The organism is Sphingomonas tabacisoli, assembly GCF_042678385.1.
GTDB lineage: Bacteria > Pseudomonadota > Alphaproteobacteria > Sphingomonadales > Sphingomonadaceae > Sphingomonas_B > Sphingomonas_B tabacisoli.
On record NZ_JBHUDY010000002.1, the window covers coordinates 273,013 to 293,265 of the forward strand.

Genomic DNA, 20,253 nt, shown 5'->3' on the forward strand with positions numbered 1-20,253 from the left:
GGGCTAAGCTAACCGCGCACGACTTCAATTTACTCAACTTCGGGCACTTAAGCCCTTGAGATTACAGGGACCGGGAATGACGCAATACGTGTACCGCTTCGGCGGCGGAGTGTCGGACGGCGGGCAAGGCGACAAGAACCTCTTGGGCGGCAAGGGCGCCAATCTCGACGGAATGGCGTCGATCGGCCTGCCGGTCCCCCCCGGCTTCACCATCTCTACCGAGATGTGCACCCGCTATTACGCGGAAGGGCAGAGCTTCCCGGAGAGCGTGAGGGCGGAAGTCGCGAACGGCATCGCCCATATCGAAGGCATCACCGGCAAGCGCTTCGGCGACGCCGCCGACCCGCTGCTGGTCTCGGTCCGCTCCGGCGCGCGCGTGTCGATGCCGGGCATGATGGACACGGTGCTGAATCTCGGCCTCAATGACGAGACGGTGCAGGGCCTCGCCGCCACCTCGGGCGACGAGCGCTTCGCCTGGGACAGCTATCGCCGCTTCATCCAGATGTATTCCGACGTCGTGCTCGGCCTCGATCACGGCAGCTTCGAGGAAGCGCTGGAAATCGCCAAGGAAGACCAGGGCCATTTCCTCGACACCGACATGACCGCCGACGATTGGCAGAAGCTCGTCGATGAGTACAAAAGGCTGGTCCAGGAACAATGGGGAAAGCCGTTCCCGCAGGACGTGCATGACCAGCTCTGGGGCGCGATCGGCGCCGTGTTCGGATCGTGGGAATCGGACCGCGCGAAAGTCTATCGCCGGCTGAATGGAATCCCCGGCGACTGGGGCACGGCGGTCAACGTCCAGGCGATGGTGTTCGGCAATATGGGCGAAACCAGCGCCACCGGCGTCGCCTTCACCCGCAACCCCTCGACCGGCGAACGCGCTTATTATGGCGAGTTCCTGATCAACGCGCAGGGCGAGGACGTCGTCGCCGGCATCCGTACGCCGCAATATCTGACGAAAGTCGCGCGCGAGGAAGCGAACGCCAAGCCGCTTTCGATGGAAGAGGCGATGCCGGAAACCTATGCCGAGCTCGCCCGGGTGTTCGATCTGCTCGAAACCCATTATCGCGACATGCAGGACATCGAGTTCACCGTCGAACGCGGCAAGCTGTGGATGCTGCAGACCCGCTCGGGCAAGCGCACGGCCAAGGCGGCGCTGAAGATCGCGGTGGACATGGCGAATGAAGGGCTGATCACCGAGGCCGAAGCGGTCGGCCGCGTCGATCCCGCCGCGCTCGACCAACTCCTCCACCCGACGCTCGATCCGGACGCGCCGCGCGACGTGCTGACCAAGGGGCTGCCGGCCTCACCCGGCGCGGCCTCGGGCGCAGTCGTGTTCGACGCGGACACCGCCGAGAAGCGCGCGGAGCTCGGCGATGCGGTCATTCTCGTCCGCATCGAGACCTCGCCGGAAGACATTCACGGCATGCACGCGGCGCGCGGCATCCTGACCGCGCGCGGCGGCATGACATCGCACGCGGCCGTCGTCGCGCGCGGCATGGGCAGGCCGTGCGTCTCGGGCGCGGGCACGCTCGCGATCGACGGCAAGGCGAAGCTGTTCCGCGTCGGCGATCGCGCGATCAAGGAAGGTGAGATCATCACCATCGATGGCGCGACCGGCGAAGTGATGGCGGGCGCGGTACCCACCGTGCAGCCGGAGCTCGCCGGCGATTTCGGCACGCTGATGGTCTGGGCCGACAAGGTGCGGCGCCTGAAGGTCCGCACCAATGCCGAAACGCCGCTCGACTGTCGCACCGCGCGCGGCTTCGGGGCGGAAGGCATTGGCCTTTGCCGCACCGAGCATATGTTCTTCGACGCGGCGCGCATCACTGCCGTCCGCCAAATGATCCTCGCTGCGGACGAGAAGGGCCGGCGCGCGGCGCTCGCCAAATTGCTCCCTGAGCAGCGCAGCGACTTCGCCGAGATTTTCGAGATCATGGCCGGCCTGCCCGTGACGATCCGCCTGCTCGATCCGCCGCTGCACGAATTTTTACCCCACGAAGAGAGCGAATTTGATGAAGTTTCGCAGGCCGCCGGCGTCGGTGTCGAGGCGCTGAAGCGCCGCGCGGCGGAGCTGCACGAGTTCAACCCGATGCTCGGCCATCGCGGCTGCCGCCTCGGCGTCACCTATCCCGAGATCTACGAAATGCAGGCCCGCGCGATCTTCGAGGCCGCGGTCGAAGTCGCCGAGAAGACCGGCGAGGCGCCGATCCCCGAAGTGATGGTCCCGCTCGTCGCCACCAAGCGCGAGCTGGAGCTGATGAAGGATGTCATCGACAAGGCGGCAGAGGCGGTGTTCGCGGACAAGGGCCGCCGCATCGACTATCTGGTCGGCACGATGATCGAGCTGCCCCGCGCCGCCCTCAAGGCGGGCGAGATCGCCGAGGTCGGCCAGTTCTTCAGCTTCGGCACCAACGATCTGACGCAGACCACCCTGGGCGTGTCGCGCGACGACGCGGGGCGGTTCCTGACGACCTATGTCGACAAGGGCATCTTCGCGCGTGACCCGTTCGTGTCGCTCGACGTCGAGGGGGTAGGCGAGCTGATCCGGCTCGCCGCCCAGCGCGGCCGCGCGACCAAGCCGGACCTGAAGCTCGGCATTTGCGGCGAGCATGGCGGTGACCCGGCTTCGATCGCCTTCTGCGAGCAGACCGGCCTCGATTACGTCAGCGCCTCGCCCTACCGCGTGCCGATCGCCCGCCTGGCCGCGGCGCAGGCTGCCCTCAAGAAGGGCTAGCGAATCGGACGGATCACGCGGTTGCCATTGGCGTCGATCTCGACCCGCTCGCCGGGGCCGGGCTCGCCGCGCAGGTCAGGCCGCGGGTCGCCGTCGCGATAGGCGGTCGCCGGGCGGGCGCGTTCATAGTCGGCGATGCGGCGCTCATGCTCTGCCGCGCGCCGGTCGTGCTCGGCAACGCGGGCCTCATAGTCCCGCTTGGTCGCGGCATGCGCCTCGCGTTCGGCGGCCAGTTCCCGCTTGTACCGCCCGCCGCCGGAGCGGGACATCAATCCCAGCACCCAGCCGAGGATCAGCGTCAGGCCCAGGATCAGCCAGAAAGCAGGGGTAAAATCGGCCGCCACGGCATCTCTCCTTCTGTGTCGAAGGAGAAACGATCCGTGGCGCGCTGCCGTTCCTTATTTGAAGTTATCGGCGATCGAGCAGGCCGCAGGGCCGAGAATCACGATGAACAAAGTCGGCAGGATGAAGCAGATCAGCGGCACCGTCATGATCGCCGGCAGCCGCGCCGCTTTCTCCTCGGCGCGCATCATGCGCTCGTTGCGGAACTCGGCTGAGAGCACGCGCAGCGCGGAGGCGAGCGGCGTGCCGTATTTCTCCGTCTGGATCATGGTCGTGACGACGCCGCGCACCGCCTCGAGATCGACGCGGGTGGCGAGGTTCTCGAACGCCTGGCGCCGCTCGGTCAGGAAGCCGAGCTCGATCGAGGTCAGCATGAACTCGTCGCCCAGCTCCGGATACCCCTTGCCCAGCTCCTTGGCGACACGGCCAAATGCGGCGTCGACGGTCAGGCCCGCTTCGGCGCAGATGACCAGCAGGTCCAGCGCGTCCGGCAGGCCCTTGCGGATCGCATGGCTCCGCTTGGTGATCTTGTTCTTCAGGTAGATGTCCGGCGCCTTGTAGCTGCCGATCAGCGCGGCCGCGGTGATGCCGAACTTCTTGAACGCGCCCCAATCGGGCCAGAGCTGAAGCACGTAAATGAACAGGACCGCGCCTAGACCGAAGACGATCGGAAGCGCGAGGCGCCCGAAAATCACCGCAATCGCGGCGTCTTTCGAACGGATGCCCGCCTGCATCAGCTTGATCTGAGCGGACTTGAGCTGCTCGTCCTGCAGCACTTTCAGCGATCCGAGCAGCGACCGCATCCAGTCGGTCGTCTCGTTCCGCGCATTGAGCTTCGCGCGCCGCTTGGTCGAGGCAGTAATGCCCGCCTTCAGCTGCTCGCGGCGATCGTTCAGCGCCTTCACGCGGCGCAACATCGGGTCGCGCACGGTCATGATCGCGTAGAGCGAGACCAGCACCATGAAGGTCGCGACGGCCGAGAGCAGCGTCGCTACCCACAGAACGTCGATGCCGAGCAGCGTAGGTCCGGTAGTCTGCATGGTCGCTGCCCTAAATCTCGAAGTTGACCATCTTGGCCATGATGAAGGCCCCGATGCTCATCCACACAAGCCCGCCGATACCGGCGATCATCAGTCGCTCGTCGGTGAAAAAGTTGTTCATGTACTTCTGGTTGATCATCCAGATGAGGCTGAACACGATGAACGGCAGCGAGCCGACGATGTAGGCAGACGCCTTCGATTCCGACGACATCGCCTTGATCTTGAGCTTCATCTGCGCACGTTTCCTGAGAACGTCGGCTAGGTTGCTGAGCGTCTCGGCCAGATTGCCGCCGGTCTCGCGCTGAATGGCGAGCGTAATGCAGAAGAACTGGAACTCGGGCGTGCCCAGGCGGTCGGCGGTTTCCTGCAGCGCCGCTTCCATGGTGCGGCCTATCTTCATCTTGTCGGTGATCAGCCTGAATTCCTCACCGACAGGCCCGGGAAGTTCCGCCGAGACGACGCCCAGCGTTTCCGAGATCGGCAAGCCGGCGCGCAGGCCGCGCACGAGCAGCTCGATCGCGTCTGGGAAGCGGACGGTGAACTGTTTGATGCGCTTCTTGATCAGATAGCCGATCGCCATGTGCGGCAAGCCAAGGCCGACCATCAGGCCGCCGAAGATGCACAGCAGAAACGGTGCGCCTTTGACGAGCAAGAGAGCGGCGAACACGACCGCGATGCCGACGTTCGTTATTGCGTATTGGCCGACCGACCATTCCTTGCCGGTCATCGCCAGCCGCTTCTTCAGCAGCGCCGGATTTGGCAGAAAGCGCGAGGCGAAACTGTCGATGCGCGTGTCCTGCGCCGTGGTGATGCGGCGCATCTTGTCCTCGACGGACATGTTGAACCGCCCGTGCCGCTCGCGCACGCCGTCCAGCCGGCGCTTCTGCGCTTTGCTGGTGGACGGACCAGAAAAGGCGAGCAGCAGCAACAGCAGGGTGAACGCCCCGCCGATCATCGGCACGAGAAGCTGCATCATCGCCGTTCTGGTCCCTTATGCCTTGCTGGGCTTGGCGAGCTTTGCCTTCAGCTCGCCGATCTTGCCGAGCAGCGACTTGCCGGCATCGGCCGGAGCGTCCTTGTCCGCACCATTGGAAGACGCTGCGATCAGCCGGCCGGCGAGCCCGTTCAGGGCAAGTGCGACCTTACCGCCCTTGCCGGCTTCCGCGACCGGTTTGCCCAGCTTGGCCGCCTGAGCCGCCAGCTTCTGGTCATAGGCGACCACGAAATCGATCTTGCGCTCGATCGACGCCTCGAAGTCCTTGCGGCTGAGTTCCGGCACGCCGGACGCCGGCACCTTGTTGGCGACAAGGATCACGCTCGCATTGGGCGCATGCGTCTTCAGCCAGGCGAGGAAGCGGATGCAATCGCGCGCCGCCGCCAGCGTGATTTCCGTGACGAGCACGACCGAGTTCAGGTCCTGCACGAGCATCGGATGCTGCACCAGCATATGCCGGGGCAGATCGATGACGGTGCATTCGAAGCCGGTGCGGATTTCTTCCTGCAACTGAAAGAAGGCCGAACCGTCGGTCATCAGCGGCTGGTTGATCGGCGCTTCCGCCGACAACACCGCAAGCTTGTCGTTCACACGCACCAGCGCGCGCTCGAGGAACAGACCGTCGATGCGGCTCGGATTCTCGATCGCGTCGGTAAGGCCGCGGCCCGGTTCCAGATCGAGAGCGAGCGCGTCGGTTCCGAAATGCACGTCGAGGTCGAGGAGCGCTGTCGAACGCTTGTCCTTTTCGCCGAACAGCCAGGCGAGCGACGCCGCCACCGTCGAGGCGCCGACGCCGCCGCGGGCACCCAGCACCGCCATCATCAGATGCGGGCGCTCGACCGACTGTTCCGCAGTCTTGGGCGCGTTGAACACCGCCTGTGCCTGGGTGAAGGCATCGCGAAGCTGATCGGGATGGAAGGGCTTCAGCAGGTAATCCTGGATGCCGCTGGCGACCAGGTCGCGGTACAAGCGAACATCGTTGGTCTGGCCGGTGGCGATCACCACGGTTCCCGGCTCGCACACTTCGGCCAGGCCGTTGATCTCGTTCAGCGGATCCGTCGTTTCCGAAAGATCGACGAGCAGGATGTTCGGGCTTGCTGCCACCGCGAGATTCTGGATCGCCGCGCGCAGACCGCCGCGAACCACTTTCTCGGGCGACCAGCCCATTTCGACGGCCACGGGCCGGATCGCGTCCGCTGCGCTGTCGTCGCACACATAGGCGACGAACGGATCGCGCAAACCTGCCGATCGGGTGGGGCTCCAGGGTGCGTTCATCTCACTGACCCTTCTTGGTCGTTTCGTTCTTCAGACCAGTGGTTCCGGTCGGCGCGGCGTCGCGATAGACGCGGATCGCCTTGCTGGAGACCACAGTATCGAGCGCCGTGCCGGCCTCGCGGCCCTGGATAAGGTCGGTCGGATCGGCAACCATCGAAGCGAGCGCAGCATTGGTGGCGCAGCCATAATTCGACGTCGTCGAACCAACGAACTCAGGCGACGAGGGGCGGCTCCAATCGGGGCAACCGGGAACGCTCGCTGTTGCACGGCTGACGACAACACGCACGGAACCCGGCGGAACGGCGCCCGGGGTTACCGGCGCGCCGCGCAGGCTGGCCATGCCGCGGCGGTTGAGCAACACGTCGACGTCGCTGCGCACGCCATAACCGCCGCTGGGATCGTCGATCGAAACGCGATCGCCATAGCTCAGGTCGATCGAGCGGAACCAGCCGTCGAGGCGGTCACGCTCGCCGGGGGCGAGCCGATCGCCGGACGAGGCGAGATCGATCACATAGTCGGTGCGCTGCACGACCGGCTGATGCACGGACTCGAGCCCGCGATTGACGGTCCCGCAGGCCGACAGCGCCAGCGCGAGGCCGATCAGGGGGAGGGACTTGAACGTCATCATCGTCTCCTTGGGCGCGCGCATCACTTGAGGGAGAAACCGGGGGCGGGCGCCGCCTCGGCCGTTTTCTTGGCGGCGGACTTGGCCGGCACCGGCACGACCGGCGTCGCCTGAGCCTCTCCGCCGCTACCGCCGGTCTGAACCTGCGGCGGCGCCATCGTGGGGACCGGCCGGCCATGGCCGGTGTCGCCGCTGAAGCTCCGCCCGAGCAGCACGCGGCTGGCATCGGTCGGCGACTTGTAACCGTCGGTCGGCAATGGGATCGGCGCACTGCTCGGCTTCACGAGATAGGGCGTGACGATGATCATCAACTCGGTTTCGGTCCGGCGCCATGCGTTCGAGCGGAACAGCGCGCCCAGGATCGGCACGTCGCCGACGCCCGGAGCCTTCTGGATAAGCGATGTGTTGCGGTTTTGGAGCAAGCCGCCGATCATGAAGCTCTGGCCGGAGCCGAGCTCGATCGTCGTTTCCGCGCGCCGCGTCGTGAAGGCGGGGATTTCGAAGCCGCTGATCTTGACCGAGCCGGTGGTGCTCAGCTCCGACACTTCGGGGCGAACGCGCAGCGAAATGCGGCCGTCGCCCAATACCGTCGGCGTGAAGGCGAGGCTGACGCCGTATTGCTTATACTCGACGCCGATCTGGCCGAGGCCCTGCGCCAGCGGGATCGGAACTTCGCCGCCCGCCAGGAAGCTTGCCGTCTCGCCCGACAGCGCGGTCAGGTTCGGATTGGCAAGCGTGGTCACAAGGCCTTCGGACTCAGCGAGGTCAACCGCCGAGGCGACGTCGATGCCGAACAGCTTGCCGGCCAGAGCGATCGCGGTCTTGCCGGCACCCTGGCCGAGATTGTTGAGGTTGAACGCCGTGCCGCTGTTCGGATTGATGAACTGGCCGGTGGCCGGATTGAACGGCAGGCTGATCGATCCCGCCGGGAGACCGAAGAGCGACGACGCGTCCAGCTTCGGGAAGGCCGAGGTATCAAAGTTGCCGATCGTGCCGAAGTTGCGGCCCTGGGCGATGCCGAACTGGAAACCGCCGGTCTGGTCGCGAGTCAGCAGGTTGACGCCGATCTCCTTGGCGAGATCGCGGCTGACTTCGGCGACACGCACCTGCAGATTGACCTGCAGCGGTGTCGCGGTGCGCAGCCGGTTGATGACGCCCATCTTCAGCGCCGCGTTGGGGTCGCTGAGGTTCACGCCCGGATTGAGCGCGGTCAGGATGAGCCGCTCGGCCGCTGCGCTGTCTTCCGGCGATCCGATCGTACCAGTGAGAACGGCGAGTTGGCCTGCGGTCGTCACCTGAACGTCGGCATCCGGGAACGCCAGCCGCAGCATCTTGTCCATCGACGTGATGTTCTGGTTGACGCGGACGTTCGTCGCGTAGACGACCTGGCCGGACGCAGTGGTGGCGAACACCGTCGCCTCGCCCGCTTCCTTGCCGAAAAGATGGATCTGGCGTGGGTTGCTGACATAGACGTCGGCGACCGTCGGGTTCGACGTCCAGACGCTGGTGATGCCGGTCGGCAGCGTGACCAACTGGCCCTGGCCGATCGAGAGCAGCACTTCGCTGGTCGGGCGCTGGGTGCCGGCGGGCAGGTTCGCCACCCGAGCCTGCGGACGGACGCCTTGGGCGGCGTTCGCTGCGGCGGGCAAGCCGACCGTGGCGAGCGCCAGGGCAGCCGTCGCAACCCGCGTCAAAATCGTGTGATTACGCATCTTATCTACCCCCGACCGGAACGTCGGTCACCGCGTTGCCGCGAGCGATCTTGACGACGGGCCCGATGAAAATCGCAGCCTGGGCGGTCTGGCCCGAGGTGCTGGAAGCGGCGGCCGGCGCGCCCGCGGTGGCGGTGCCCGGGACGGTGCGGCGAGCGAAGCGCGAAACGTCGCCGCCGGTCACGAACGTGGTGTCGGTGTCGGACGGGTGAGTGCCCACGGCGAGCAGCATCTGGCGCTCCGCCTTCGGGTCCTTGCTGTCGCCGACGCTCACTTCGCCCGCGGCGATGGCGCGTTCCAACTCCGCATTGTTGTCGGCGATCGAGCGCAGCGACAGCGAGAGCTGGCCGAGCGACTGGGCGACGGCGATCTTCTCGGCGATGCGGGGCGTGGCCTCCAGCGTCACGGTCGAGAAGGTCTTCACCTCGGTCTTGCCGTCCTTGGTCTCGGTGTCGGTGCGCTGGTCGGTCGCAAGGACGCGGATGTTGCGGACGAACGTCTCGGAAGTTTTCAGCGGCGGGCCATTGCCACCACCGGCGACTTCCTGCGTCAGCACGAGGTCGATCCGGTCGCCCGGGAAGATGAAGCCGGCGACGCCGCTCTGGGCGGAGGCGGAGACCGTGACGGCGCGCATGCCGGGGCCAAGCGCCGCGGCGAGAAAGCCGCGATCGCCGGGCTTGACCAGTGCACCCTGGGTGATCGGCTGACCGGCCGTGATCGCATAGCGGACCACGGTGCCGGGCTGGGGCGGCGGAACGTCGCCCTTCACGTAATAGGCTTCCTGCACCAGCTCCTTGGGCCAAGGCTGGTAGCGGAAGCTATCCTGCTGCAGGATCGTGCCGACCGGGAGCGCCCGGGTTGCGACGAGCACTTGCGGCCCATCGACCGGCGGCGCGCCTGGCGCTGCGGCCTGGACCGGGGTTCCGGCGCTTCCAAAAAGGCTTTTGGCCATGATCGCGGTGACACCCGCGATCAGCAAAGCCCCGACGAGCAAAGCAATTTTTCTTACATCCACGATCGACGACTCCTGGACCGGGTCCGAGACCCTTGAGAATCGTCATCAAGCAAACTGGTTAAGATACGGTTCGCTGATGACCCACAAAGCCGCGCAGGCGATTGCCACGCCGTACGGGACTTCCGGATTGGTTTTGAGCTTGCGGAATTTGTGCACGGCGATGACGGCGAGGGTGAGCGCGCCGCCGAACACCGACATCAGGATCAGCATCTGCAGCAGCGGCTGTACCGGCAGCCATAATGCCAGCGCTCCGAGGAGCTTGACGTCGCCGCCACCCATCCAGCCGAGCGCGAACATCGCCGCGAAAATCGCGAAGACGATCGCCGCTAGGCCGAACTGCAGCGCCATGTCCGGCCAGGGCGCGAGACCGCTCGCCCACCAATAAACGGGGGCGAGCAGCGCGATCGCCAGGTTCAGGCGGTTCGCGATAATTCGTGCTTTCAGATCGGTTACCGCCGCAATCAGCAGCAGAAAGGCGAGAATCGCGAGCAGGACATGATTAGCCATGCCGAGGCCATCTAGACGCGAAGCCTTGCAAACCCGTAACCAGAGTCGATGACCATCAATCGGCGGATCGTTCCCGCGGGCGCGACGATCGAATACTGGCAGGCCTCGGACGGTTGGCCGCTGCGTCACTTCGCCTGGAACAGGGAAGGGCGCCGCGGATCGCTGCTGTTCCTCGGCGGCCGCGGCGACGTGTTCGAGAAATATTACGAGACCTTCCACCACTGGCGTGCGGCGGGGTGGAACATCGAAAGCTTCGACTGGCGCGGGCAAGGCGGATCGGGACGGCTGGCGGCCGATCCGATGAGCGGCCATACCGTGGATTTCGCGCCCTGGATCGACGACCTCGCCGCCTTCTTCGCCGACTGGAAGCGGCGGACGGCGGGCCCGCATGTCGTGATCGCGCACTCGATGGGCGGGCACCTGACGCTGCGCGCACTGGCGGAGCAGCGGATCGCGCCCGATGCCGCGGTGCTCGTCGCGCCGATGCTCGGCCTGAAAAGCGCGCCGTTCGGACCGCGCCTCGCGGCCAAGGTTGCGGCGCTGATGTGCCTGGTCGGCAAGCCCGAGCGTCTCGCCTGGAAGACGAACGAGCGTCCCGGCGTGCCGATGAAAGGCCGGCGCGCGCTGCTGACCCACGATGCCGAACGCTATGAGGACGAGCTCTGGTGGAAGCAGACGAACCCCGAGATCAATGTCGGGCCGCCAAGCTGGGCATGGGTCGCGGCTGCCTATCGCTCGACGCTCGCGATGGAAGCGCGCGGCAAGCTCGAACGGGTGACAACGCCTATCCTGCTGCTGGCAGCCGAGCATGACCGGTTGGTCGATTCGCGCGCCATCATCCGCGCTGCCCGGCGTCTCCCCAACGCCAAACTCCGCATGTGGGGCGCCGAATCGGCCCACGAGATTCTGCGCGAAGCCGATCCGGTGCGCGACGCGGCCCTCGCGGAGATCGACGCCTTCCTCGCCGAACGCGTGGGATGACACACTTCGATATTGTCATTGTCGGTGCCGGAATCGCCGGCGCGAGTCTCGCCGCCGAAATCGGGGCCGACGCATCGGTGCTGCTGATCGAGGCGGAGGATCAGCCGGGCTATCATTCCACCGGCCGATCTGCCGCTTTCTGGTCGGAAACCTATGGCGGCCCGCTGATCCAGCCGCTCACATCCGCGTCCGGACGCTGGCTGAGAGATGCCGGCCTGCTCACACCGCGCGGCGAACTCTACCTCGCCCGTGCGGCAGAGGTGGCGGAGATGGACCGATTCGCGGCCGAGTTCGAAGGGCGGGTCGAGCTCGAACGCTGGCCGGCCGAGCGAGCGCGGCGCTGGCTTCCCAATCTCGCGCCCGAATGGGTCGAGGCGCTGTGGATGCCAAGCTGCACCGACATTGACGTTGCAGGTGCGCATCAACGCTTTCTGTCGATAGCGCGCCAGGCGGGCGCCGAGCTGCGCTGCAACGCGCCGCTCGAGCGCGCGGAACGCGAGGGCGCCGGTTGGCGAATGCGGGCAGGCGGTCAGGAGATCGAAGCCGGCATTCTCGTCAATGCCGCCGGCGCGTGGGCCGATCCGGTCGCAGCAATGGCGAACGTTGCTCCGATCGGCATCCAGCCATGTCGGCGCACGGTCGTCCAGCTCGAAGCCGATCCGCCAGCGCCTGCCGATCTGCCGCTGGTGATGGCAATGGACGGCAGCTTCTATTTCAAGCCTGAAGCCGGCGGCCGTCTTTGGCTTAGCCCGCACGATGAAACGCCGGTTGATCCCTGCGACGCCGCGCCCGAGGAGCTGGACGTTGCGATCGCGATCGATCGATTCGAGCAGGCGGCGAACTGGCCGATCAAGCGCGTCGAGCGGCGATGGGCGGGCCTGCGCTCTTTCGCCCCCGACCGGCTGCCAGTCTATGGCTTCGATCCCGCCTGCCCAAGCTTCTTCTGGTGCGCGGGGCAGGGCGGCTTCGGCATCCAGACCGCACCCGCCGCGGCGCGTATGGCGGCGAACCTTCTGCTTAGGCGCCCGGTGGCGGAGGTCGATCCGGCTCCCTATCTGCCCGATCGATTCCGCTGACGGGAGACTGGCATGATCACGCTCTACACCTGGACTACCCCCAATGGCCGCAAGCCGGCGATCATGCTGGAAGAGCTTGGCTGGGATTATGAGGTGAAGGGCGTCAACATCGGCAGGGACGAGCAATTCGCGCCCGATTTCCTGAAGGTCAGCCCGAACAACAAGATCCCCGCGATCGTCGACCATGATGCCGAAGGCGGTCCGCTGTCGATCTTCGAAAGCGGCGCGATCCTGACCTATCTCGCGGAAAAGAGCGGCCGGTTCCTCGCGCCTTCGGGTCATGCCCGATTCAAGGCGCTCGAATGGCTGCATTGGCAGATCGGCGGGCTCGGCCCGATGCTCGGCCAGCTCGGCTATTTCGCCAATCGCGCGCCGGAGAAAGTGCCGCTCGCCATCGACCGCTTCCGCGACGAATGCGCACGACTGTTCGGCGTGATGAACAAGCGGCTGGAGGAAAGCGAGTATCTGGGCGGCGACTATTCGATCGCCGACATCGCCTGCTACCCGTGGATGATCGTCGCGCTCAAGGACGCGATGGGCGAAACTCTCGCGCGGTCGAGCGGCATCCACGCCTGGCTAGATCGGGTCGGCGCGCGTCCGGCGGTGCAGAAGGGCATGAAGGTCCTGCAATAGGTTCGCGCGGAGGCGCGGAGGCGCAGAGAGTCGGCAGGTTGTCTGCAACTCCGCGTTAGCGGAAATTCGGTTTATCGGCTTCGCCGGAGAAGCTGCGATGATCGAGCCGGTTCGGCCTCTCTGCGCCTCTGCGCGAACCAATCCTTTTCTTCTTCAGCCCATCATCAGCGCGTCGATCGCGCCCTGAAGGATGTAGGCCGCCGCCATCTTGTCGACGAGTTCGGCACGCCGCGCGCGGCTGGCGTCGGCGTCGAGCAAGGTGCGCGTGACGGCCTGGGTCGACCAACGCTCGTCCCATAGCAGGATCGGCAGGCCGGTCGGCTCCATGTTTCGCGCGAACGCCCGCACCGACTGGGTGCGCGGCGAATCGCTGCCGTCGAGGTTCAGCGGCAGGCCGATCACCAACCCCTTCACCGCTTGCGCCGCGATCAGCTTGTCCAGCGCCGCCTTGTCGACGCTGAACTTGGTGCGGCGAATCAGCTCGGCCGGGCTCGCGATCGACCAGCCAGCATCGCACAGCGCCGTGCCGATCGTCTTGGTGCCGACGTCGAGCCCGAGCAGCCGCCCGCCCATCGGCAGCGCCGCGCGGAAGTCACTCGTCGCATGAAAGATCATCCAAACATCTTAGCTCGTCGTTGCGAGCGTAGCGAAGCAATCCAGTGCGGCGAATGTCACGGATGGATTGCTTCGTCGCTTCGCTCCTCGCAATGACATGCTGAGAGTCATTTCCCGAACGCCGCAAGCCGCCGCGCCGCATCGGCACGGACATTCGCCCAGAACAGGCTGATGTCGAACACGTGATAATTGTTGCCGGGCAGCACATATTGCCCAAGCTTCGGTCCCGGTCCGATCAGCAAGATACCGCGTTTGCCGCAACGCGCCGGCACCACGCCTGGCTTCAGCTCGGCGGTCGAGAAATCGTCACTCGGGAACAGCGTGCCCAGATTGGCTTCAGCCGGCGCTTCGCCGTTCTGCGTGCCGGTGATCGGGTTCACGCATAGAAAGTCGGTGCCCTTCCGCGGCTGGCCGTTGAAGCCGGTTGTCGCGTCATAGGTGTCGATGATCAGCTTCGGGTCGGCCGGCTCGGCGAAGCTTTGCCACGAGAGGATGCAGCCCGACTGGTCGGCCGTAGCGCAGGCCGGCAGACCGAGCGCGGCAAGATCGGTTTCGATCGAAACCGGCCAGCCGACGACATAGGCGGCAACGATTCGCTTCGCGAGCGGCGTGCCGGCGATCTTCTCGCGCAGCAGCCGGGTCAGGTGCAGCGCGCCCTGGCTGTGCCCGGCAAGGAAGATCGGCTGGTCCTTGGGAATGTCGCGCACGAACTCGTCGAAGGCGAGCGCGACGTCGCGATAGGCGAGGTCCAGCGCCCTGCCGGCATCCGCCTCGGTGGTCAGGAAAGCGCCGAACGTGGCCTGCCGGTATTTGGGCGCCCAGACCTCCGCGACTTCGTTCCACGCGCTCGCCTGGCCGCGAATGAACAGCCGGGCGCGCTCGTTCGCTTCGGCGTTGTCGAGCGGCATGTTCCAGGCATTGCGGTCGAGAAAACTGGTCGGATGGATGAAGAACAGCGCCGCTTTCGGCTTCGGGTTGGGCGCATAGCCGGCCGGCGCCCACAAGGCGGGGTCGTCGGCGCTGTTCGGCGGCCGCGAATACCACATGCGCGGATCGGCATAGGCCGTCTTCGGCTGGGCCGGTTCGGCCTTGAACGCGACCTTGGGCACGAAGGCCTGGGCGATCAGCTTCTGCCCCGCAAGCTGCCAGACGATGCCGGCGCCCAGCACCAGCACGATCAGCCCTGCGATGATGTAGAGGAATTTGCGATCCAAGGGCTCTCTTTCGTCACCCCGGCCTTGAGCCGGGGTCCCGCTTCTTCTGTCCTCTAAGAAAGAAGCGGGATGCCGGGTCAAGCCTCTCCTGAGCTTGTCGAAGGGGCCGCGTGACGAGTGGTGGTTGCCGTAAGGCGGACCCGATGCTAGCCGCGCCGCCATGTCCGTCGACCTGGCAACCGTGCGAAAAGTGGCCGGCCTCGCGCGCATCGCGATCAGCGATGCCGAGGCCGATGCGCTCGTCCCCGAACTCAACAACATCCTGGGCTGGATCGAGCAGCTCCAGGAAGTGGACACGGCCGATATCGAGCCGATGACCGCGGTGATCCCGAACCGTCTCCGCCTGCGCGACGACGTCGTGACGGACGGCGACATCCGCGACCAGGTGCTCGCCAATGCGCCCCAGGCCGAACACGGCTTCTTCGCCGTCCCCAAGGTGATCGAATAATGAGCGCGATCACCGACCTGACCGTCGCCGAGCTGCGCGACGGCGTCCGCGACGGCGCCTTCTCCGCGCGCGAAGTGGCCGAGGCGTTCAACGCCGCGGTCGCCGCCGCCAAGCCGCTCAACGCCTTCATCGTCGAGACGCCCGAGCATGCGCTCGCCGCCGCCGATCAGGCGGACAAGGACCGAGCGGCGGGCAGCGTCAAGCCGCTCTCCGGCGTCCCGCTCGGCATCAAGGATCTTTTCTGCACCGTCGGCGTGCAGGCGACCGCCGCCAGCCACATCCTTGAAGGCTTCAGGCCGACCTACGAATCGACCGTCACCGCGAACCTGTGGCGCGCAGGCGCGGGCATGCTCGGCAAGCTCAACATGGACCAGTTCGCGATGGGCTCGTCGAACGAGACCAGCGCGTTCGGCAACGTCATCTCGCCCTGGCGGCGGAGCGACGGCGGCAATGCGCCGCTCGCCCCCGGCGGTTCATCGGGCGGCAGCTCGGCGGCAGTCGCCGCGCGTATCGCGCCGGGTGCGACCGGCACCGACACCGGCGGCTCGATCCGCCAGCCCGCGGCGTTCACCGGCATTTCGGGCATCAAGCCGACCTATGGCCGCTGCTCGCGCTGGGGCGTCGTCGCTTTCGCCTCGTCGCTCGATCAGGCCGGCCCGATGGCGCGCACCGTCCGCGATTGCGCGATCATGCTCGAAGCGATGGCGGGCTTCGACCCGAAGGACGCGACCTCGCTCCAGCTCCCGGTCCCCGCTTGGGAACAGGGCCTGTCCGCCAATCTCAAAGGCAAGCGCGTCGGCATTCCGAAGGAATACCGCGTCGACAACATGCCGCCGGAGATCGACGCGCTCTGGCGGCAGGGCGTGGAATGGTTGAAGGATGCGGGCGCCGAGGTCGTCGAGGTCTCGCTCCCCCACACGAAATACGCGTTGCCCGCCTATTATATCATCGCGCCGGCCGAGGCGTCGTCGAACCTCGCTCGCTACGACGGCGTCCGCTACGGCCTGCGCGAGCTGCCCGAAGGCGCCGGCCTGCAGGACATGTATGCGGCCACCCGCGCGGCGGGCTTCGGCCCGGAGGTCAAGCGCCGGCTGATGATCGGCACCTATGTGCTCTCGGCCGGCTTCTACGACGCTTACTACAATCAGGCGCAGAAGGTCCGCGCGCTGATCGCCCGCGACTTTGACGACGGATGGGAGCATTGCGACCTGCTGCTGACGCCGACCGCGCCTTCCGCCGCTTTCGCGCTGGGCGAGAAATCGGCCGATCCGATCGCGATGTATCTGAACGACGTCTTCACCGTGCCGTCGTCGCTGGCCGGCTTGCCGGCGATGTCGGTGCCGGCCGGCCTCGACGCGAACGGCCTTCCGCTGGGCCTGCAGATCATCGGCAAGGCGTTCGACGAACAGGGCGTCCTCAACGCCGGCCTCGCGATCGAAGAACGCGCCGGCTTTACGGCGCGGCCGGGACAGTGGTGGTAAAATAATCCTCCCCGTCCCGGGGAGGATTTAACTGCCCGGCGCCTTCAGCCCCAGATAGGCCAGCCGCTTCATCTCGCGCCGGCCGCGCGTGACCGTGTCGAGGATCAGACCGCACGACAGGCTGACGATGCCGAGCAGCACCAGCCCTGTGCACAGGATCGCGGTCGGGATGCGCGGCACCAGCCCGGTTTCGAGATAGGTCCAGAGCAGGTCGAGCGAGAGACCCAGCGCGGCCAACAGAAACAATCCCGTGAATATGCCGAAGAACGCGACCGGCTTTTCGATCCGGTACAGGTTCAGGATCAGCCGCAGGATGCGGAAGCCGTCGCGATAGGTCGAAAGCTTCGATTCGGAGCCTTCCGGCCGCGCGGCATAGGGCGTCGCCATTTCGGACACCGGCATCTTCAGCTCCAGCGCGTGGACGCTGATCTCGGTCTCGATCTCGAACCCTTCCGACAGCACAGGGAAGGATTTGACGAAGCGCTTGGAGAACACGCGATAGCCCGACAGGATATCGCTGAAGGTCTGGCCGAAAATCCAGGTGACGCAGCCGGTCAGCATGCGGTTGCCGAAGCGGTGGCCGCGCCGATAGGCTTCCTGCGCGTCGCTCTCGCGTGTGCCGACGACCATGTCGAGCTGCTCGCTGACCAGCCGTTCAATCATCCGTGGCGCGGCGGTCGCATCATAGGTCGCGTCACCGTCGGACAGCACATAGATGTCGGCGTCCACGTCTGCGAACATGCGGCGGACGACATTGCCCTTGCCCTGCGTCCGCTCGCTGCGGACGAACGCGCCGGCTTCCCGCGCGACGCGGATCGTGTCGTCCTTCGAATTGTTGTCGTAAACGTAGATCGCCGCATCCGGCAGCGCGCGCCGGAACCCCTCGATCGTCTGGGCGATCGCCGCCGCTTCGTTGTAGCAGGGGAGCAGCACCGCAATGCGCGGATGGGTTTCCGCCGAAGTTGCCGCCAGCCGTTCGACCATATTCATGGAGCGGCTCCTTAGCACCGAAGTCTTGCCGAAGCGCTAGTCTCTTGCGAAGGGGGGCTATGGCTACCGCAGCATCATCCAGCTACCGCGTCCAGGGCGCCACCGGCGAGTGGGAGGTCGTGATCGGCCTCGAGGTCCACGCCCAGATCACTGCCTCCAAGGCGAAGCTCTTCTCGGGCGCCGCGACGGCGTTCGGCGCCGAACCGAATGCGCAAGTGTCCCTCGTCGATGCGGCGATGCCTGGCATGCTGCCCGTTCCCAACCGCGAGTGCATCCGGCAGGCGGTGCGCACCGGCATGGCGCTGGATGCGGCAATCAACCGCTGGTCGCGTTTCGATCGCAAGAACTATTTCTACGCCGATCTGCCGCAGGGCTACCAGATCTCGCAGCTCTACCACCCGCTGGTCGGCGAAGGCTCCGTCACGATCGAACCGGCCGAGGGCGAGGAAAAGACCATCGGCATCGAACGCATCCATGTCGAGCAGGACGCCGGCAAGCTGATGCACGACCAGCATCCGACGCGCTCGTACGTCGACCTCAACCGCTCGGGCGTGGCGCTGATGGAGATCGTGTCGAAGCCCGACATGCGTTCGCCCGCCGACGCCGGCGCCTATCTCCGCAAGCTCCGCTCGATCCTCCGCTATGTCGGCTCGTGCGACGGCAACATGGAGGAAGGCTCGATGCGTGCCGACGTGAACGTGTCGGTGCGCAAGCCCGGCGAGGCGTTCGGCACCCGCACCGAGACCAAGAACGTCAACTCCGTCCGCTTCGTGATGCAGGCGATCGAATACGAAGCGAGCCGTCAGGTCGACGTGCTCGAATCGGGCGGCCGCATCGTCCAGGAAACGCGGCTGTTCGATCCCGACAAAGGCGAAACACGCTCGATGCGCTCCAAGGAAGACGCGCACGATTACCGCTATTTTCCCGATCCCGACCTGCTGCCGCTGGAGCTGGACGAGGCGTTCCTCGCCGAATGCCGCGACAGCTTGCCGGAACTCCCCGACGCCAAGCGCCGCCGCTACGAAAACGAGCTCGGCATCAGCGCCTACAACGCCGACGTGCTGACCGCCGAGGTCGAGACCGCGCGCTGGTTCGAAGCGCTTCTGAAAGAAGCCGGCGACAAGGTCGGCGGCAAGGCCGCATCCAACTGGGTCATCTCCGACCTGTTCGGCGCGCTCAACCGTCTCGGCCTGTCGATCGACGAAAGCCCGGTCAGCCCGAAACAGGGCGCGGCGCTTCTCGCGCTCGTCGCCGACGGCACGCTCTCCGGTACGCTTGCCAAGCAGGTGTTCGAGATCATGCTCGAAACCCGCGAGGATCCCGCGGCGATCGTCGAGGCCCGCGGCCTGAAGCAGACCAGCGACACCGGCGCGATCGAGGCGGAAATCGCCAAGGTCCTCGCCGCCAACGCCGACAAGGTCGAGCAGTACAAGGCCGGCAAGCAGGCGCTCTTCGGCTTCTTCGTCGGCCAGACGATGAAGGCGATGGCCGGCAAGGCCAACCCGCAGGTCGTCAACGAACTGCTGAAAAAGGCGCTGGGCTAAAGCAGGCTTTCCAGCTCCGCCGGCCGCAGCTCGCTGGCGAGCTGGTCGAACCGGCACTGCTCCGGCGCCTTGTCGGGCCGCCAGCGCAGGAAGCGCGTTGCGTGGCGGAAGCGATGGCCGGTCACCTGATCGTATTTGACCTCGGCGATCAGGTCCCACCGCAGCGGCTGCCATTCCCCGGAGCGTTCGGTCGACCAGCGGCTCGGACCGCCGGGCGCATCGCCGGTGAAGCCCGGCGGCGCCACCATCGCTTCCAGCCGTTCCGTCAGCTCCACCTTGTCGCCCGGCGGCGGGCAGAAGCCGACATGGTGCAGCTTGCCGTCGTCGCCGAACAGGCCGAGCAGCAGCGATCCGACCTCCTTCTTGCCTGACGCATATCGGAACCCGCCCACCACGCAGTCGGCCGAGCGGATCTGCTTGACCTTCAGCATCGCCCGTTCGCCCGGCTGGTAGGGTTCGTCAGACCGCTTCGCCACGACGCCGTCCAGTGCGCCGCCTGAGCGGGCGAGCCAAGATCTGGCTCGCTCGCAATCGATGGTCGCAGGCGACAGCAGCAGGGAGGCCGAACCATGCGCGGCGTGAAACCGCTCCAACTCGGCCCGCCTCACTGACAGCGGCTCCGGCGCCAGCATCTTTCCGCCGATCGCCAGCAGGTCGAACAGCATGTACTGCGCCGGCGTCTCCTTAGCGAGCTTGCGCACCCGGCTTTCGGCCGGATGCAGCCGCAACTGCAGCGCCTCGAACGACAGGCAGTCGCCGACCGGAATGATGAGCTCACCGTCGAGAATGAAGCGCTTGGCCTTCAGCGCCTCCAGCATCGCCACGACCTCGGGGAAATAGCGCCCGAGCGGCTTGCCCGACTTCGAGATCAGCTCGACCCGCTCGCCCTCGCGAACGGCGATGCAGCGAAACCCGTCCCACTTCGGCTCGAACTGCCAGCCGTCGCCGCCCGGCAGATCGTCGACCAGTTTCGCTTCCATTGGGGCCAGCACATCCATGCCGCCCCAACGCGCGAATCAGC

At 66.2% G+C, this 20,253-nt stretch carries 19 protein-coding genes; 7 read left to right on the forward strand and 12 right to left on the reverse strand.

The features are described from left to right. Positions 1 to 76: 76 nt before the first annotated feature. Positions 77 to 2,740: a pyruvate, phosphate dikinase gene (ppdK, locus tag ACFSCW_RS14500; protein ID WP_380890674.1), complete on the forward strand. Its 2,664-nt coding sequence runs from the start codon at positions 77 to 79 to the stop codon at positions 2,738 to 2,740. Here ppdK and ACFSCW_RS14505 read toward each other — a convergent pair. From ACFSCW_RS14505 to ACFSCW_RS14540, 8 genes are read right to left on the reverse strand one after another with little or no spacing between them, the layout of a single operon-like run. Further along, entirely contained in the window at positions 2,737 to 3,084 is a 348-nt protein-coding gene (locus tag ACFSCW_RS14505; RefSeq protein ID WP_380890676.1) for a hypothetical protein, read from the reverse strand. The two genes, ppdK and ACFSCW_RS14505, sit on opposite strands and share 4 nt — an antisense overlap. A gap of 54 nt (positions 3,085 to 3,138) precedes the next feature. Continuing rightward, complete coding sequence (locus ACFSCW_RS14510; RefSeq protein ID WP_380890677.1) at positions 3,139 to 4,122, reverse strand: type II secretion system F family protein; 984 nt, start codon at positions 4,120 to 4,122, stop codon at positions 3,139 to 3,141. Between the two features lie 10 nt (positions 4,123 to 4,132). Further along, entirely contained in the window at positions 4,133 to 5,098 is a 966-nt protein-coding gene (locus ACFSCW_RS14515; RefSeq protein ID WP_380890678.1) for a type II secretion system F family protein, read from the reverse strand. Positions 5,099 to 5,113: 15 nt separating this feature from the next. Further along, on the reverse strand, positions 5,114 to 6,391 hold the full coding sequence (locus tag ACFSCW_RS14520; RefSeq protein WP_380890680.1) for a pilus assembly protein CpaE: 1,278 nt from the start codon (positions 6,389 to 6,391) through the stop codon (positions 5,114 to 5,116). Position 6,392: 1 nt separating this feature from the next. Then, positions 6,393 to 7,016 (reverse strand): CpaD family pilus assembly protein, encoded by a 624-nt coding sequence (locus tag ACFSCW_RS14525; protein ID WP_380890682.1) that lies wholly within the window; start codon positions 7,014 to 7,016, stop codon positions 6,393 to 6,395. 23 nt (positions 7,017 to 7,039) lie between these two features. Beyond that, positions 7,040 to 8,728, reverse strand: coding sequence for a type II and III secretion system protein family protein (locus ACFSCW_RS14530; protein WP_380890683.1), 1,689 nt, complete (start codon positions 8,726 to 8,728; stop codon positions 7,040 to 7,042). Between the two features lies 1 nt (position 8,729). Next, a complete protein-coding gene (gene cpaB, locus ACFSCW_RS14535; RefSeq protein ID WP_380890686.1) occupies positions 8,730 to 9,743 on the reverse strand; it encodes a Flp pilus assembly protein CpaB in 1,014 nt (337 codons plus the stop codon). A 45-nt stretch (positions 9,744 to 9,788) separates the two neighbouring features. Continuing rightward, positions 9,789 to 10,250: an A24 family peptidase gene (locus ACFSCW_RS14540; protein ID WP_380890688.1), complete on the reverse strand. Its 462-nt coding sequence runs from the start codon at positions 10,248 to 10,250 to the stop codon at positions 9,789 to 9,791. A gap of 48 nt (positions 10,251 to 10,298) precedes the next feature. On the opposite strand from ACFSCW_RS14540, the gene ACFSCW_RS14545 reads away from it, so the two are divergent. From ACFSCW_RS14545 to ACFSCW_RS14555, 3 genes are read left to right on the forward strand one after another with little or no spacing between them, the layout of a single operon-like run. Continuing rightward, positions 10,299 to 11,231, forward strand: a complete 933-nt coding sequence (locus tag ACFSCW_RS14545; protein ID WP_380890690.1) for an alpha/beta hydrolase — start codon at positions 10,299 to 10,301, stop codon at positions 11,229 to 11,231. Continuing rightward, positions 11,228 to 12,307: an NAD(P)/FAD-dependent oxidoreductase gene (locus ACFSCW_RS14550; RefSeq protein WP_380890692.1), complete on the forward strand. Its 1,080-nt coding sequence runs from the start codon at positions 11,228 to 11,230 to the stop codon at positions 12,305 to 12,307. The genes ACFSCW_RS14545 and ACFSCW_RS14550 overlap by 4 nt, the downstream gene beginning before the upstream one ends. A 12-nt stretch (positions 12,308 to 12,319) precedes the next feature. Beyond that, complete coding sequence (locus ACFSCW_RS14555) at positions 12,320 to 12,940, forward strand: glutathione S-transferase N-terminal domain-containing protein (RefSeq protein ID WP_380890694.1); 621 nt, start codon at positions 12,320 to 12,322, stop codon at positions 12,938 to 12,940. Positions 12,941 to 13,093: 153 nt separating this feature from the next. Here the strand turns inward: ACFSCW_RS14555 and ruvX are convergent, their stop codons facing one another. Both ruvX and ACFSCW_RS14565 read right to left on the reverse strand, forming a co-directional pair. Next, complete coding sequence (gene ruvX, locus ACFSCW_RS14560) at positions 13,094 to 13,555, reverse strand: Holliday junction resolvase RuvX (protein ID WP_380890696.1); 462 nt, start codon at positions 13,553 to 13,555, stop codon at positions 13,094 to 13,096. A 107-nt stretch (positions 13,556 to 13,662) separates the two neighbouring features. After that, positions 13,663 to 14,769, reverse strand: coding sequence for a DUF3089 domain-containing protein (locus ACFSCW_RS14565; RefSeq protein WP_380890698.1), 1,107 nt, complete (start codon positions 14,767 to 14,769; stop codon positions 13,663 to 13,665). A gap of 160 nt (positions 14,770 to 14,929) precedes the next feature. Between ACFSCW_RS14565 and gatC the strand changes: the two genes are divergently transcribed. Then, positions 14,930 to 15,217, forward strand: a complete 288-nt coding sequence (gatC, locus tag ACFSCW_RS14570; RefSeq protein ID WP_380890701.1) for an Asp-tRNA(Asn)/Glu-tRNA(Gln) amidotransferase subunit GatC — start codon at positions 14,930 to 14,932, stop codon at positions 15,215 to 15,217. After that, positions 15,217 to 16,698, forward strand: a complete 1,482-nt coding sequence (gatA, locus tag ACFSCW_RS14575; RefSeq protein ID WP_380890702.1) for an Asp-tRNA(Asn)/Glu-tRNA(Gln) amidotransferase subunit GatA — start codon at positions 15,217 to 15,219, stop codon at positions 16,696 to 16,698. Before gatC ends, gatA begins: the two co-directional genes overlap by 1 nt. Before the next feature lie 27 nt (positions 16,699 to 16,725). Here the strand turns inward: gatA and ACFSCW_RS14580 are convergent, their stop codons facing one another. Continuing rightward, positions 16,726 to 17,688: a glycosyltransferase family 2 protein gene (locus ACFSCW_RS14580; protein ID WP_380890705.1), complete on the reverse strand. Its 963-nt coding sequence runs from the start codon at positions 17,686 to 17,688 to the stop codon at positions 16,726 to 16,728. Between the two features lie 59 nt (positions 17,689 to 17,747). Between ACFSCW_RS14580 and gatB the strand changes: the two genes are divergently transcribed. After that, on the forward strand, positions 17,748 to 19,232 hold the full coding sequence (gene gatB / locus ACFSCW_RS14585) for an Asp-tRNA(Asn)/Glu-tRNA(Gln) amidotransferase subunit GatB (protein WP_380890708.1): 1,485 nt from the start codon (positions 17,748 to 17,750) through the stop codon (positions 19,230 to 19,232). On the opposite strand, the gene ACFSCW_RS14590 is transcribed toward gatB, so the two are convergent. Further along, complete coding sequence (locus ACFSCW_RS14590; RefSeq protein WP_380890710.1) at positions 19,229 to 20,230, reverse strand: ATP-dependent DNA ligase; 1,002 nt, start codon at positions 20,228 to 20,230, stop codon at positions 19,229 to 19,231. The two genes, gatB and ACFSCW_RS14590, sit on opposite strands and share 4 nt — an antisense overlap. Positions 20,231 to 20,253: the final 23 nt, after the last annotated feature.